Below are 13,824 nucleotides of genomic sequence, written 5' to 3'. Positions count from 1 at the left end.
CTCCGAGGCCACACCATCACCACGGTTGGCGTCTGGCTGGCGCCCTTCACACCACCGCCAGCCACCATGACGCCGACTGTCGCACATCTCCCCATCCCGGCCATGATGCACGCTCCTTCAGGTGTCAATCTGACCAACTTAGCCACTACACTAGCTCCATACTCACTGCCTGAATCGAGGTCTGCATGATTGCCCTCTCTCTGGCCGGGATCGCCCTGGTCTCCGTGCTGGCCCAATGGCTTGCCTGGTCGCTGCGGGTACCCGCCATCCTGTTTCTGCTGCTCACTGGCCTGACTCTGGGCCCGGTCAGCGGCCTGCTCGACCCCGATGCCCTGCTCGGGGATCTGCTGTTTCCGCTGGTCTCCCTGTCGGTAGCCATCATCCTGTTCGAGGGGGCGTTGACCCTTCATCTGGCCGAGCTCAAAGGGATCGGCAAGGTGGTGCGCAATCTCTGCTCCACCGGCATGCTGGTCAGTTTCGCCGTCATCGGCAGCGCCGGTTACTTCCTGCTGGGGCTGGACTGGCGGGTAGCCACCATGCTCGGCGCGGTACTGGTGGTAACGGGCCCGACGGTGATCGCCCCCATGCTCAACGTGATCCGCCCCACCCGGGAGGTGGACCGTATCCTGCGCTGGGAGGGGATCGTCATCGACCCTATCGGCGCCCTGTTTGCGGTGCTGGTGTTCGAGGCGGTACGCCTCGGCAGTCAGGGAGATCTCATCAGCCATACCCTGCTGGCGCTGGGCAAGACAGTGCTGGTCGGTTCCCTGATCGGGGTGGTGGCAGGCTGGCTCACCACCCTGCTCATTCGCAAGGACTGGCTACCGGTCAGCCTGCACAAGTTCGGCGTGCTGGCGCTGGTGCTTGTCACCTTCAGCCTCTCCAACTGGCTCAGCCACGAGTCCGGTCTGCTGGCGGTGACCGTGTTCGGCATCTGGCTCGCCAATCAGGAGGGGCTGGATCTGGAGGAGGTGCTGGCGTTCAAGGAGGATCTCGCGGTCATCCTTATCTCCAGCCTGTTTATCCTGCTGGCGGCACGCCTCGATCTGGCACAGCTCTGGCAGCTCGGCCCCATGGTGCTGGCGCTGCTGTGCGTGGTGCAGTTTGTGGCGCGCCCGCTCTGTATTCTGGTCTCGACCTGGGGCTCGGATCTCTCCTGGCGAGCTCGCGCCCTGCTGAGCTGGATCGCCCCGCGCGGCATAGTCGCGGCGGCGGTCAGTGCCTCGTTCGCCATCAGCCTGCATCAGGCCGAGATCCCCGATGCCGACAAGCTGGTGCCGCTGGTATTTGCAGTGATCATCTCCACCGTGGTGTTGCAGAGCCTCACTTCGGCACCGCTGGCCAGCCTGCTCAAGATGCGCCAGAGCGCCCCCAACACCTGGCTCATCATAGGGGCCAACTCGGTGGCGCGGGCCATTGGCAAGGCGCTGGCGGATCAGGGGGTGCCGGTACAGCTCTGTGATCCCGCCTGGGAGTTCTGCAAACAGGCACGGATGAGCAACCTCCCCTGCTACTTCGGCAACCCCCAGTCGGAACATGCCGAGCTGCACCTGCCGCTCACCAGTATCAGTACCGTGCTGGCGCTCTCCCCCAACCGCCACAACAACGCCCTCGGGGTGCTGCACTTTGCCCACCTCTACGGCGAGGAGCAGGTCTACTCCCTGCGCTCCAGCGAGCAGCACGGCAAAGCCAACCGGGAGAGTGCCACCTTCCGCGCTCGCCAGAACCTGTTCGGCCCCGACATCAACTATGCCCGGCTGAGCGGCCTGTTGAGCCGGGGTGGCCAGATCAAGGCGACCCGCCTGAGCGAGGCGTTCGACTGGGCCCAGTATCAGACCGCCAATCCCGGCGCCATCCCGCTCTTCATCATGGATGGCAAGGGCAAGCCCCAGATCGTTACCGGCCCCGTCACCCCGCAGGCGGGTGAGCTGCTGATCGCCCTGCAGCCACCCAGGGAGCAGGGCGCCGAATGAACGAAGCCAACCATAATCCGCTGATCGCCCCTCTGCTGGTGCTATTGCAACAGGCGGCGGGCAGCTACAAGGTGCATGAACTGATGGCCGCCCTGCGCCAGCAGGGGGCGATCCCCCGGCTGGCCGACGACGAGCAACTGCAGCTGTTTCGGGTCAACTTCCTGATCATGAACGCCCTCTACCAGTTGCAAGCCGAGCTTTATGAAGAGGGTTGGTGGCTGGTGATCAGCACCCTGGATATCAGGCTCGAACCGCTGGCCGGGAACCAGGAGGTCAACCACGGCTTTGCCGTTGGCGAAAATCTGCGTAGCTACTATCTCGACTGGCAGGTGTTCTGGCAAACCGACCGTGCCGAAGTTGAGGCCCTGCTCAACCGCTTCTGGCGCGCTTATGACGGGGAGGGACACAAAGCCGAGGCGCTGGCCCTGTTCGAGCTTAATGAGGGGACGAGTCAGGAGGCGATCCGCCGCCGCTGGCGGGAGCTGGCACTGCAACACCATCCGGATCGGGGCGGCAATGCCGAGACCTTTATCCGTATCCGCTGGGCATGGGAGGTCCTGCGGGGATGATCCCGTTGCCGCACATAAAGGGCAAGCATAGACTGGAGCTGGATATTCCCCACAGGAGAGCATCATGACAGTCAGTGAACTTCGTAAGCTCTATCAGCAACAGATCCTGCAAGAGGCCGAAATACTCCACGATGTGGCTATTCCCGGCTGGCTCATCGAATTCAGAGGCAAGGATGGCGCCCTCTACGAGCTGACCGACACCCTCGGCTGCCCGGTCAGTTTCGGCACGGTCGAGCAGGCCCGCGAACATCTGCATCAGGTGGCCGACTGCCCGGTTCAGGTGGCGCACCTCTACCGATTCTTCGAACGCTAGCGCCACCCACCGCACAGTAAAAAGGCTCCCGAGGGAGCCTTTTGTTATTCCGGTTGCTTTCTACTCCGGTTGCAGCGGTTCCACCACCTTGCCCTCCAGCTTTCTGACCGGCTTTTGCAGGATCAGGTTGGCCGGATAGGTGACCAGATCGCCGTTGTCATCACGCACCCGCACGTAGAAGAGGCCGATCTCGGTGATGACGCCGGTGACCGAATCATCCTTGTCGAGGATGCGGATCCGGTCGCCAATCTTGTAGGGAAAGGCGAAGAAGATGGTGATGCTGGCGGTGATGTTGGAGAGGATCGACCACTGGGCGACCATGGCGACCCCCAGTACCGCAAAGAAGGAGGAGGCGAGCACTACCAGTCGGGAGAAGTCGAGCCCCCACACCCCAGCCAGTACCAACAAGGTGGCGCAGCCGAGCAGGAAGTGGAACACATGGGCCACGTAGAGCACCCGGTTCTCGCTCACCTGCCTGCTCTGGCCGAGCGCCAGCAGGCTCTTGTGAATAAGCCGCCGGATCAGGGTATGACCCAGCAACAGCAGCAGGGTCAGGCCAATTGATTGCCACATGGGTTATGCCTCCTTACCACCAGCGCCGATGTTTGAGCCAGATTGCCAGCCCGCTTGCCAGCGCCACCAGCGAACCACAGAAGACCCAGAATGCGGTCGGATTCTCGGCACCGGGGATACCGCCGAGGTTGATGCCAAACAGACCGGTCAGGAAGCTGGCAGGCAAAAAGAGCAGCGCCATCACCGACATCTGGTAGGCGCGGCGATTGGTTGCCTCCGCCATCAGATTGTTGATCTCGTCTGCCAGCACGGCGGTGCGTGCCACTCCGGCATCGAGGTCGTCGAGCCAGCGCCGCAGCCGGTCGGCGATATCGAGCAGACGACGGCGATCATCCTCATCCAGCCAGCTGATCTTCTCGTTGGCGAGGCGCGCCACCAGATCCCGCTGCGGCGAGAGGTAGCGGCGGATCATGATGAGCTGCTTGCGGATCAGCGCCAAGCGGCCATTGGCGGGCATGTCGCGCATCAGCACCATCTCCTCCAGATCGAGGATCTTGTCGTGCAACTCTTCAACAAACTCCCCCGCCCGATCGGTCAGGGCATCACAGATCTCCACCAGCCAGTCGGCCGGGGTATCGGCGCCGCCACCCAGCTTGAGCTGGTTGAACACATCCTGCTCGGAGAGCAGCGGACGACGACGGCTGCTGATAATGAGATCCGGGGTGATGAAGATGCGCAGCGCCACCATCTCTTCGGGCCTGTGATCCTTGTTGTGGTTGATGCCGCGCAGGATCAGCAGCACCGTCTCCCCCATCCGCACCAGCTTGGGACGATTGCTCTGGCCGAGCAGCGACTCCCTGGCCGCCTCGCTGAGCAAGGGGGTCTGCAACAGCCAGCGCGCCGAATCGGGATTGCCGTAATCCAGATGCAGCCAGCCGGGATGCGCCGCCGGGACTTCGCTTCCCGCCGTCAGCGGCGCCATGCCACCCTTGCCATCCAGAGTCAGGGCATAAATCACTTCACCGGGCACCCGATCCATCTCGTCTCCTTCTCGTTTCATGTGCTGGCCCCAGCTTACACCAAAGGCGGGGCCGACTCAGCCCCGCGCCGGGAAGGGAGGCCTGTGTTAACATGCCCGCTCTCGTTTTCCATCCGCTTTCACTACAGGAAACCATGCCATGCCCATCTGGGTTGATGCCGATGCCTGCCCCATTCCGGTCAAGGAGATCCTCTACCGCGCCGCCCACCGCGCCCAGGTCGTCACCACCCTGGTGGCCAATCAGGGATTGCGGGTGCCCCCCTCGCCCTTCATCAAAACCCAGCAGGTGGAAAAGGGATTCGATGTGGCAGATCATGTCATCGCCCAGCAGGTTCAGCCCGGCGATCTGGTGATCACCGGCGATATTCCTCTCGCCTCCTGGGTGATCGATGCCGGTGGCGAGGCGCTCAATCCCCGCGGCGAGATCTACACCCGCGAGACCATCAAGGCACGGCTCGGCATGCGCAACTTTATGGAAGAGCTGCGCTCGGCTGGCGTGCAGACCGGCGGCCCGGCCCCCTTCAATGCCGCCGACAAACAGCGCTTCGCCAACGCCCTCGACAAGTGGCTGGTCAAAGGCAAGCTGTAAAGAGACCCTAAAGGCGCCCTGCTTGGGCGCTTTTTCGCCGTAACATCCTGATTTTTAAAATAAGAGCTGACCACAACCGTCAGGCTGGTAAGATGCGCCGCCATCTTGTCCACGCCGTAATCATCATGACCGCCCAAGGGCACCTGCTTTTCTCCGTTACCTGCACCCTGATCGCCCACAAACTGCAGCTCACTCCGGCGCTGGCCGATGCCAACCTGTGGCAGACCATCCCTGCCGCGCTGGCCAGCGCCCTGTTGCCCGACCTCGACCACCCCAAATCGGTGCTGGGGCAGCGCCTGCCGTGGATCTCGAAACCTCTGTCGCGACTGTTCGGCCATCGCGGCTTCACCCACAGTCTGCTGGCAGTCGCCGCCGCTGTCTGGGGGCTGAACCAGAGCCTGCCGCCGGACACCCTGCCCATGGGGGTCAAGGATGCGCTCATCGTCGGCTACCTCAGCCATCTGCTGGGGGACTGGCTCACCCCGGCGGGCATTCCGCTCTTCTGGCCCATCAAACGCCGTTACCGCCTGCCGGGCTGGCCGCTGCGCAGCGGCGGCGCCATCGAAACCGGCTTTTGCACCCTCACCCTGCTGGTCGCCGGCTGGTGGTGCGGCTGGCGGCTGTGAGCCAGAAACAAAAAAGCCCCTGACAAAGTCAGGGGCCCAAGCAGTAGCGGATGCCACTAGAGGGTCAGATCATGATGCCAGCGATAACCGCAGAGAGCAGGCTGACCAGGGTAGAACCGTAGACCAGCTTCAGACCGAAGCGGGAAACCATGTTGCCCTTCTCTTCGTTCAGCGCTTTTACCGCACCGGCGATGATGCCGATGGAGCTGAAGTTGGCGAAGGAGACCATGAAGATGGAGAGGATGCCGACGGTGCGCGGAGAGAGCTCGGCAGCCACCTTGCCCAGATCCATCATCGCCACGAACTCGTTGGTCACCAGCTTGGTCGCCATGATGGAGCCCGCTTGCAGCGCTTCACCACTCGGGATACCCAGGATCCAGGCGATCGGGTAGAAGAGGTAACCCATGACGAACTGGAAGTTCACGCCAAATGCCATCTCGAACAGGTAGTTGATGAGGGCGATCAGGGCGATGAAGCCCACCAGCATGGCACCCACGATCACGGCAACGGTGAAACCGGCCATGATGTACTCGCCCAGCATCTCGAAGAAGTTCTCTTTCTTCGGCGTGTGGTGCTCGTCACCTTCGGCAATGGCCTTGATGTCGGTCACGGAGTTATCCGGCTCGTAGGGGTTGATCAGAGAGAGCACCACAAAGGTACTGAACATGTTGAGCACCAGCGCGGCAACCACGTAGCGCGGCTCGATCAGCTGCATGTAGGCACCGACGATGGACATGGAGACGGTAGACATCGCCGTCGCCGCCAGGGTGTACATCTGCTTCTCGTTCAGGTGCGGCAGGATGTTCTTGAGAGCGATGAAGTTCTCGGACTGGCCGACGATCATCGAGCTGATGGCGTTGAAAGACTCCAGCTTGCCCATGCCATTGATCTTGGCCAGCACGGTACCGATACCGCGGATCACCAGCGGCAGCAGGCGGATGTACTGCAGAATACCGATCAGAACCGAGATGAAGACGATGGGCATCAGCACCATCAGGAAGAAGGAGAAGGCCCCTTCGTTGACCAGACCACCGAACACGAAGTCGGTACCCTGTTTGGCAAACTCCATCAACTTGGTGAAGCCGGCCGCAAAGCCACCCACCACCGCCAGACCCACTTCCGAGTTCAGCATGAACCAGGCCAGCGCCAGTTCGACCACCAGCAGTTGACCGATATAACGCAGCTTGATCTGTTTCCAGTTGTGGCGGTTAGCCAGCAGAGAGAGAGCGAGGACCATCACCAGTCCGAGCACAAAGTGAACGTATTCCATACCTGTAGCACCTGAGTAAATTGTAATTTTTGACCGGCGCCATCATAGACATTTGCACATTTAAAAATCAGATAGCCATCACAATCCCGCGCAATATTATGGAGGCAGGATAATACAAACGTTTTTAAATTAATTGCGCAATGAACTGATATTAATCGCGCAACACGGATGACATAAATCCTTTTAAAACACCACGTTGAGTAATGGTGGCGCCGTTTTTATGTTCTTTGAAAATATTTCATCAGCATTTTCTAAACATTTCCTGCGGCGCAGTAACTGCTCGTGGAATATTTTCCAATCATTATATTAAAATACTGAAAATAGAAAACGTTTATCCGCGATAAATAATTAGATGTGTGTTTGAAAAATAGTCCTTATTACATTGTCAGTGCTCGCCCGCGATCGGTTTGGCAACAAATGAACCTTTCATGGCCCCTCGTGACCAGCCGTTCAAAAATCCGCCACATCCGGTGCCACATTCTGGTATGATGCGCGGCCTTAGCGCTCGCGCATCCCCGTTTTCTCCGAAATAGAGTCCTTTTGTGAACAACAGCGAATTTAGCAGCCTCAATCTCTCCCCCGCCCTGCAAGAGAACCTCACCAGCCTGGGTTACCTGCAGATGACCCCGATCCAGGCCCAGAGCCTGCCCCTGGTGCTCGATGGCAAAGACCTGATCGCCAAGGCAAAAACCGGCAGCGGCAAGACCGCCGCCTTCGGCCTCGGCCTGCTGGCCAAGCTCAACGTCAACCGCCTCGAAGTGCAGGCGCTGGTGCTCTGCCCGACCCGCGAACTGGCGGATCAGGTGGCTCAGGAGATCCGTCGTCTGGCGCGCGCCCTGCCCAACGTCAAGCTGGTGACCCTGTGCGGCGGCACCCCGACCGCACCGCAGTCCGCCACCCTGAGCTTTGGTGCCCACATTGCCGTCGGCACCCCGGGTCGCATTCTCAAACATCTGGAGCAAGGCACGCTGGAGCTATCCGGCCTCAAGACGCTGGTGCTGGATGAAGCGGATCGCATGCTGGACATGGGCTTTGGCGAAGATATCAACCGGGTCATCAGCTATGCCCCCCAACAGCGCCAAACCCTGCTCTTCTCCGCGACCTATCCGGAAGGGATCGCCCAGATGAGCCGCGGCGTGCAGCGCAATCCGGTCGAGGTGAGCGTGGAGTCCCTGCACGAGGGGAGCGCCATCGAACAGAAGCTTTACGAAGTGCCTGCCGGTCAGCGCCTCGACGCCCTCACCTGGTTGCTGAGCCACTACCAGCCCAGCTCCTGCGTGGTGTTCTGCAACACCAAGCGCGCCTGTAACGACGTGGCAGACCATCTAGCCGCCAAGGGCTTCTCGGCGCTGGCGCTGAACGGCGATCTGGAACAGCGCGAGCGGGATCAGGTGCTGGTGCGCTTTGCCAACGGCAGCGCCACCATTCTGGTGGCCACCGATGTAGCGGCCCGCGGTCTCGACATCAAGGAGCTGGGCGCCGTCATCAACTACGAGCTGACCTATGATCCGGAAGTGCACGTGCACCGCATCGGTCGTACCGGTCGTGCTGGCCAGCAGGGTCTGGCCCTGAGCCTTTATCAGCCGAACGAAGCCCAGCGCGTCAACTTTATCGAAGAGTACCAGCAGGCTCCGATGCCGCAGGGTGATCTCGACAGCATCGGCCGCGACATCAAGCCGATCGCCCCGCAGATGGTGACCCTCTCCATCGATGCAGGCCGCAAGACCAAGGTGCGGGCCGGTGACATTCTGGGCGCCCTGACCGGTGAAGGCGGCATTGCCGGCGCCGATGTGGGCAAGATCCAGATCTCCGAGCAGTACTCCTACGTCGCCGTGAAGCGCAGCGTGGCGAGCGCCGCCCTCAAGCGGTTGCAGGAAGGCAAGATCAAGGGTCGCAGCTACCGCGCCCGCAAACTGGGCTAAGGTTCTTTGCAAGCCGTTAGCCAGACCACAGGCGCCTGACAGGCGCCTGTTTCATATCTCCGATGCCGCCATGCGGCAAGACAGGCACCATGACCCAAGCAATCCAAACCGATGTGAGCTGCCAGAACTGCGAAGCCTGCTGCTGCCGCCTCGAAGTGATGCTCTTTACCGATACCGGCGTGCCGGACCGTTATGTACTGGAACGGGATGGCGAGATACCGGTCATGCGCCGGCTGGACGATGGCTGGTGCGCCGCCCTCGACCGCAACACCATGATGTGCCGTATCTACGAGGTACGGCCGCTGATCTGCCGCGAATTCGAAATGGGTGAGCCCGACTGCGTTGACGAACGGGACAAGTGGTTTATCAAGCTGGAGTGAAGCCCGCCCAAGCGGTGGGCGGGATCGTCAAGCGCTCGCAGGTTCACAGGGAGCGGTGTTGAGCTGCTCTCCCAGCCACTGGATGGCCGCTGCCTCTTGCTCGAAGTAACGTACCGCCCGAAAGGGTAATCCCTTGAAGATGTTATCCGCCAGATAGCGCTTGAAGCCCCCTACGAAGACCACCGCCAGAAACTGACAGCCACTCTCGGCACACCAGCCAAACTGGCGACGAAAACGGGCCAGCACCTCGGGCCCGGCCGCTTCAAACTCGGTCGCGACCTCGACAATCCCCCAGGGGCCATCCATCAATCCGGCCAGTTCGTGACGAAAACGCGCCTCATAGGCCATGGCACCAGCCAGATTGAAGGGGCCACTCGGGCGGCAGATCAGCATCTGACCCCTGCGCTCCATGTCAAATTGCCCATGTGGCTGCATGACTGCTCCCATTCCGTTACCACCACCATCGCCTGCAAATTGTTACCACAAGGTAATAATTTATAAGGAAAAGTCCAGCAGCAAACAGGCTTTCCCCAAAGCGTGGTCATCCTATCCAGCAAACCGTCTGCACCTCATGTTACCGACATCCCGCACTGAATCGATCTCAAGATGTGCGATTGCAGTTAACGAAACGTTACTGCTATTATCCGCGCCGCCACAAACATTCCACCTGCCGAAAGGTTTGGCACCTCAACAAGGATGTGCAATGAAAAACAGGGACTCGAGTCATTACCAACGGATCTGGCGCTGGCACTTCTACGCAGGTCTCTTTGTCGCCCCTTTCCTGATCCTGCTGTCACTGACCGGGATCGTCTATCTGTTCAAACCCCAGCTCGACAACTTGATGTACCCCGAGCTGATGAAGGTCGCTCCCGCCAGCCAGACCCTGAGTGCCGACCAACTGCTGGCCAAGGCGATGATGACCATGCCCGATGCCAGCCTGCGTAAATACCTGCCGCCTGTCGCTCCCGACCAGAGCGCCCAGTTCATCGTCAATCAGGGGGATCGCGAGCTGACTCTGTTTATGGATCCCGCCAGCGGCGCCCTGCTCGGCACCATGGACAACAAGTGGAATCTGCAAGCGGTGGCTCGCTCCCTGCACGCCGACCTGCTGCTCGGCACCACCGGAGATCGGCTGATCGAACTGGCTGCAGGCTGGGGGCTGGTACTGCTGCTGAGCGGCCTCTACCTCTGGTGGCCACGCAAGGGGCCCGGGGTGGGCGGCATCCTCTGGCCCAGAGTGAACCAGCGCGGACGCCTTTGGTGGCGGGATCTGCACGCCGTGGTCGGCTTCTGGGGCGCCGGTTTCCTGCTGCTGTTGCTGTTGAGCGGCATGACCTGGACCGGTTTCTGGGGCGATCAGTTTGCCGCGGTCTGGAACCGCTTCCCCGCCGCCATGTGGAACGAGGTGCCCAAATCGGCACCGCTGGCCCGCAGCCTGAATCAAGCCCATGAGCAGACCGTTCCCTGGGCGGTGGAGAGCACTCCCATGCCCAGCTCGCAGCCGGTCGATGAGGGGCACGATCACGGTGCCATGAACCACGGCGAGCATGAGGGAGTGGTGATGGCCAGCCAGCGCATTGCGCTGCAACAGGTGGTCAAGATCGCCCATGAGCGGGGAGTCCAACCGGGTTACAGCATCACCCCGCCGGTCGGCGCCACAGGCGTCTACACCATCGCCCTGTTTGCCGATGATCCGCGCAACGACGCCACCCTGCATATCGATCAATACAGCGGCAAGGTGCTGGCCGATGTGCGCTGGCAGGATTACGGCCCGGTAGCCAAGACGGTGGAGAGCGGCGTCATGCTGCACATGGGCAAGCTCTACGGCTGGCCCCATCAGCTCGCCATGCTGCTTATCTGCCTGATGGTGCTGGCCAGCGCTGTGAGTGGTCTGTGGATCTGGTGGTGCCGCCGTCCGCAGGGCCGTCTCGCCGCGCCGCCACTGCCCGCCAAATTGCCGCCGATGCGCGGTGCCATCACCCTGCTGATCCTGTTGGGGATCGCCTTCCCGCTGGTGGGCGCCTCCATGGTCGCCATCTGGCTGCTGGATACCCTGATTTTCTCCCGCCGCCCCCTCAGGGTGGCGCGCGCCAGCTAAACCCGACGGCACAGCTGAAAAGAAAAAGGGCTCCCATATCGAGAGCCTTTTGCATTGTTCGCGTTGGCGAGCCTCGGCCCCCCGTCAGGAGAGCGCCAACCCGATGGAGAGCAGCAGGCTGAACAGAAACGCGCTGATGGCGGTCTTCTTGAGGGAACCGGTCAGCACCTCGCCATCGTAGCTTTCGCGAAGAGTCTTGGCCGCATCGCTGAGAGGCTTCATGGCGGGCAAAAAGATCCACGGCCAGAAACTGGCGGGCTGGATCAGGATAAAGACGATGGTTGCCAGCAACGCCGCCCCCAGCAGTACCCAGTGATAGGCGATGGCGCGATTGCGGCCAAGGCGTACCGCCAAGGTGATCTTGCCGCTGGCGGCGTCGGTCTCGATATCGCGCACATTGTTGATATTGAGCACGGCGGTTGCCAGCAGACCACAGGCGGTGGCGGGCAATAGCAGATCCCACTCCAGCGTCTTGGTGAAGAGGTAGTAGGAGCCGAGCACCCCCAGCAGGCCGAAGAAGAGGAACACCGAGATGTCGCCAAACCCGCGATAGCCGTAAGGGGTCTTGCCGACCGTGTAGGTCACCGCCGCAACGATGGCCGCGCCACCCAGCACTACAAATGCCAAAATCTGCAGCCACTGGCCGCCGAAGGCGCAGCCCAGCAGCAGCAGGCCACTGGCCACCGCCGCCAGCGCGGTCAGCCCCATCGCCACGCACATCTGCTTTTTGGTGATAAGACCGGAGACCACTGCCCGCTGCGGGCCGATCCGCTCACCGTTGTCGGCGCCGGAGACCGCATCGCCGTAATCGTTGGCCAGATTGGAGAGGATCTGCAGCAGGATGGCGGTCAGCAGCGAGAGCGCCATGATGGTGCCATCGAAGGCGCCACGACTGGCAGCCAGCCCCGAGCCCAGCAGGATGGAAGAGCAGGCGAGCGGCAGTGTTCGCAAACGCGCCGCCAGCAACCAAACAGAGAAGGTATTTGTCATTTTGTGATGGCCAAACAATCGGATATTGATCGTGTTAAGGGTTATCGAACCGGATTTGGGTATACTTGGCCCCGGAGAGTGAAGCTCCCGCGGGCGATTTACATGGACGAATGGGCAGATAATATATAGGAAATCATCGCCCTTTGGCATAAACCTACGGCATCCAGCTACCGGATCGCTCGTTACTACCCGGCTCAGACAAGAATCCATGTTGGCTCAGACCCATATCAAGCAACAACTGGACGCCCTGCGTCACAGCAACGTCAGCGGCTTCGTACGGTTGCGAGTAGCGATCGAAATCCGCTCCTTTCTGGGCTGGCTCGCGGCGCAAACCCTCTATCCCCGCATCTACTGGCAGGCTCGTGGAGAGGCTCGTCCCGAGTATGTCGCACTGGGCGCCATCCATGAACTGACCGAGCCGCACGCCATCAAGCAGGTGTGCACTAACACAGCCAACCAGCATCATGACGACAGCCCTCGCTACTATGGTGGACTGGCGTTCGATCCGGCCCAATCCGGCTGGCAAGGGTTTGGCCCCTGCCGTTTCGTGCTGCCCCGCATCGAGCTGGTGCGCCGTGGCGAGTGCGTCAGTCTCTGCCTCAACCTCTGGCTGGATGAAAACAATCTCGAGGCCGAACTGCAGGCGGCCGACGCCGCCCTCGATGCCCTGCGCCCGGAAGCCCCGCTGCCCGCCCTGCAAAAGCAGCCCTGGCAGCGACAGGATTGCCCCGGCCCCGCCCAGTGGCAGACGCTGGTGGAGCGCGTCACCGCCCCCGATTTTCAGGCCCACACCCCCAAGGTGGTGCTGTCGCGGGAGAGCGTGCTGACCAGTCCGAACCATGATGCGGATATCAATCCCTGGGCCATGCTCGACCAGTGGGCCCGCCACGCCCAGGACTGTTTCCACTTCGGTTTTCAATTCTCCCCCGAGCAGGCCTTTATCGCCTGCTCCCCCGAGCGACTCTATCGCCGGGAAGATCGCCACCTCTTTACCGAGGCGCTGGCGGGCACCATCCGCCGCTCCGGCGATGAAGAGGTCGATGCCCAACTGGCCGCCGAGCTGCTGGCCGACAGCAAGAACCGGCTGGAGAACCGGCTGGTACATGCCGACATCCTCAGCCGTCTGGCGCCACTGACCCACGATGCCACCCTGACCGAGCCGCGCATTCTCAAACTGCGACTGCTGCAACATCTCAAGTGCGATATCGAAGCCGAGCTCAAGCCCGGGGTCTGCGACTGGCAGCTGCTCGACGCCCTCCACCCGACGCCAGCGGTGGGCGGCGCTCCGCGCGAGGCAGCGCTCGCCTTTATCCGCGAGTTCGAGCCCTACGATCGGGGCTGGTACGCCGGAGCCTGCGGCATGCTGAGTCGGGAGACGTCCGAGTTCTCGGTCGCCATTCGCAGCGCCCGCATTCAGCCGGGCAGCGTCACCCTGTTTGCCGGTGCCGGCATTGTCGCCGGTTCCGAGCCTGTCGCCGAGTGGGCCGAACTCGACAACAAGATCGCCAATGTGCTCTCCCTGCTGGGATAGTCATTCACCCT

Annotated in this window: 14 protein-coding genes; 9 read left to right on the top strand and 5 right to left on the bottom strand. The window is 61.5% G+C overall.

Annotated elements, in window-relative coordinates; genetic code table 11:
• Nucleotides 1-185 precede the first annotated feature (185 nt).
• The 3 genes from ACTG2W_RS16045 (at nucleotide 186) to ACTG2W_RS16035 (ending at nucleotide 2,855) form a co-directional block, all read left to right on the top strand.
• On the top strand, nucleotides 186-1,973 hold the full coding sequence (locus tag ACTG2W_RS16045; protein ID WP_106844051.1) for a cation:proton antiporter: 1,788 nt from the start codon (nucleotides 186-188) through the stop codon (nucleotides 1,971-1,973).
• On the top strand, nucleotides 1,970-2,542 hold the full coding sequence (locus ACTG2W_RS16040) for a DNA-J related domain-containing protein (RefSeq protein WP_106844050.1): 573 nt from the start codon (nucleotides 1,970-1,972) through the stop codon (nucleotides 2,540-2,542). Before ACTG2W_RS16045 ends, ACTG2W_RS16040 begins: the two co-directional genes overlap by 4 nt.
• 64 nt (nucleotides 2,543-2,606) lie before the next feature.
• Nucleotides 2,607-2,855 carry a hypothetical protein gene (locus ACTG2W_RS16035; protein WP_106844049.1) on the top strand — a complete coding sequence of 83 codons (249 nt, stop codon included), beginning with the start codon at nucleotides 2,607-2,609 and terminating at the stop codon, nucleotides 2,853-2,855.
• 60 nt (nucleotides 2,856-2,915) lie between these two features.
• Here the strand turns inward: ACTG2W_RS16035 and ACTG2W_RS16030 are convergent, their stop codons facing one another.
• Together ACTG2W_RS16030 and zntB are read right to left on the bottom strand one after the other, a co-directional pair.
• Nucleotides 2,916-3,428, bottom strand: a complete 513-nt coding sequence (locus ACTG2W_RS16030; protein WP_005335914.1) for a mechanosensitive ion channel domain-containing protein — start codon at nucleotides 3,426-3,428, stop codon at nucleotides 2,916-2,918.
• A gap of 13 nt (nucleotides 3,429-3,441) precedes the next feature.
• Nucleotides 3,442-4,407 carry a zinc transporter ZntB gene (zntB, locus tag ACTG2W_RS16025; protein WP_005341467.1) on the bottom strand — a complete coding sequence of 322 codons (966 nt, stop codon included), beginning with the start codon at nucleotides 4,405-4,407 and terminating at the stop codon, nucleotides 3,442-3,444.
• A gap of 139 nt (nucleotides 4,408-4,546) precedes the next feature.
• On the opposite strand from zntB, the gene ACTG2W_RS16020 reads away from it, so the two are divergent.
• The gene (locus ACTG2W_RS16020; RefSeq protein ID WP_005335916.1) at nucleotides 4,547-4,996 is read left to right on the top strand and encodes a YaiI/YqxD family protein; all 450 of its coding nucleotides are present in this window, start codon (nucleotides 4,547-4,549) and stop codon (nucleotides 4,994-4,996) included.
• A 125-nt stretch (nucleotides 4,997-5,121) separates the two neighbouring features.
• Nucleotides 5,122-5,622 (top strand): metal-dependent hydrolase, encoded by a 501-nt coding sequence (locus ACTG2W_RS16015; protein ID WP_106844106.1) that lies wholly within the window; start codon nucleotides 5,122-5,124, stop codon nucleotides 5,620-5,622.
• 64 nt (nucleotides 5,623-5,686) lie between these two features.
• Here ACTG2W_RS16015 and ACTG2W_RS16010 read toward each other — a convergent pair whose 3' ends face one another.
• Nucleotides 5,687-6,892: a NupC/NupG family nucleoside CNT transporter gene (locus ACTG2W_RS16010; protein ID WP_005363118.1), complete on the bottom strand. Its 1,206-nt coding sequence runs from the start codon at nucleotides 6,890-6,892 to the stop codon at nucleotides 5,687-5,689.
• Nucleotides 6,893-7,434: 542 nt separating this feature from the next.
• On the opposite strand from ACTG2W_RS16010, the gene dbpA reads away from it, so the two are divergent.
• A complete protein-coding gene (gene dbpA, locus ACTG2W_RS16005; RefSeq protein ID WP_058059357.1) occupies nucleotides 7,435-8,814 on the top strand; it encodes an ATP-dependent RNA helicase DbpA in 1,380 nt (459 codons plus the stop codon).
• Nucleotides 8,815-8,903: 89 nt separating this feature from the next.
• The gene (locus tag ACTG2W_RS16000) at nucleotides 8,904-9,194 is read left to right on the top strand and encodes a YkgJ family cysteine cluster protein (protein WP_005335921.1); all 291 of its coding nucleotides are present in this window, start codon (nucleotides 8,904-8,906) and stop codon (nucleotides 9,192-9,194) included.
• A gap of 27 nt (nucleotides 9,195-9,221) precedes the next feature.
• Here ACTG2W_RS16000 and ACTG2W_RS15995 read toward each other — a convergent pair whose 3' ends face one another.
• Nucleotides 9,222-9,629: a hypothetical protein gene (locus ACTG2W_RS15995; RefSeq protein WP_005335923.1), complete on the bottom strand. Its 408-nt coding sequence runs from the start codon at nucleotides 9,627-9,629 to the stop codon at nucleotides 9,222-9,224.
• Nucleotides 9,630-9,897: 268 nt separating this feature from the next.
• On the opposite strand from ACTG2W_RS15995, the gene ACTG2W_RS15990 reads away from it, so the two are divergent.
• A complete protein-coding gene (locus tag ACTG2W_RS15990) occupies nucleotides 9,898-11,292 on the top strand; it encodes a PepSY-associated TM helix domain-containing protein (protein ID WP_106844048.1) in 1,395 nt (464 codons plus the stop codon).
• 84 nt (nucleotides 11,293-11,376) lie between these two features.
• Here the strand turns inward: ACTG2W_RS15990 and ACTG2W_RS15985 are convergent, their stop codons facing one another.
• The gene (locus tag ACTG2W_RS15985; protein ID WP_181281657.1) at nucleotides 11,377-12,282 is read right to left on the bottom strand and encodes a 1,4-dihydroxy-2-naphthoate polyprenyltransferase; all 906 of its coding nucleotides are present in this window, start codon (nucleotides 12,280-12,282) and stop codon (nucleotides 11,377-11,379) included.
• A 208-nt stretch (nucleotides 12,283-12,490) separates the two neighbouring features.
• Between ACTG2W_RS15985 and ACTG2W_RS15980 the strand changes: the two genes are divergently transcribed.
• Nucleotides 12,491-13,813 carry an isochorismate synthase gene (locus ACTG2W_RS15980; RefSeq protein WP_106844046.1) on the top strand — a complete coding sequence of 441 codons (1,323 nt, stop codon included), beginning with the start codon at nucleotides 12,491-12,493 and terminating at the stop codon, nucleotides 13,811-13,813.
• The last annotated feature ends 11 nt before the right edge of the window (nucleotides 13,814-13,824 follow it).

Origin of the sequence: Aeromonas sp. 96A (assembly GCF_051919165.1) — a bacterium.
Lineage (GTDB): Bacteria > Pseudomonadota > Gammaproteobacteria > Enterobacterales > Aeromonadaceae > Aeromonas > Aeromonas veronii.
Note: the sequence above shows the minus strand (reverse complement) of the source record. Positions and strands in the feature narration are given on the sequence as shown.

Bases quoted from the DNA above. Each gene is read 5' to 3' on its own strand.
- ACTG2W_RS16045 (WP_106844051.1), top strand. From the start codon at position 186: ATGATTGCCCTCTCTCTGGCCGGGATCGCCCTGGTCTCCGTGCTGGCC.
- ACTG2W_RS16040 (WP_106844050.1), top strand. From the start codon at position 1,970: ATGAACGAAGCCAACCATAATCCGCTGATCGCCCCTCTGCTGGTGCTA.
- ACTG2W_RS16035 (WP_106844049.1), top strand. From the start codon at position 2,607: ATGACAGTCAGTGAACTTCGTAAGCTCTATCAGCAACAGATCCTGCAA.
- ACTG2W_RS16030 (WP_005335914.1), bottom strand. From the start codon at position 3,428: ATGTGGCAATCAATTGGCCTGACCCTGCTGCTGTTGCTGGGTCATACC.
- zntB (WP_005341467.1), bottom strand. From the start codon at position 4,407: ATGGATCGGGTGCCCGGTGAAGTGATTTATGCCCTGACTCTGGATGGC.
- ACTG2W_RS16020 (WP_005335916.1), top strand. From the start codon at position 4,547: ATGCCCATCTGGGTTGATGCCGATGCCTGCCCCATTCCGGTCAAGGAG.
- ACTG2W_RS16015 (WP_106844106.1), top strand. From the start codon at position 5,122: ATGACCGCCCAAGGGCACCTGCTTTTCTCCGTTACCTGCACCCTGATC.
- ACTG2W_RS16010 (WP_005363118.1), bottom strand. From the start codon at position 6,892: ATGGAATACGTTCACTTTGTGCTCGGACTGGTGATGGTCCTCGCTCTC.
- ACTG2W_RS16000 (WP_005335921.1), top strand. From the start codon at position 8,904: ATGACCCAAGCAATCCAAACCGATGTGAGCTGCCAGAACTGCGAAGCC.
- ACTG2W_RS15995 (WP_005335923.1), bottom strand. From the start codon at position 9,629: ATGCAGCCACATGGGCAATTTGACATGGAGCGCAGGGGTCAGATGCTG.
- ACTG2W_RS15990 (WP_106844048.1), top strand. From the start codon at position 9,898: ATGAAAAACAGGGACTCGAGTCATTACCAACGGATCTGGCGCTGGCAC.
- ACTG2W_RS15985 (WP_181281657.1), bottom strand. From the start codon at position 12,282: ATGACAAATACCTTCTCTGTTTGGTTGCTGGCGGCGCGTTTGCGAACA.
- ACTG2W_RS15980 (WP_106844046.1), top strand. From the start codon at position 12,491: ATGTTGGCTCAGACCCATATCAAGCAACAACTGGACGCCCTGCGTCAC.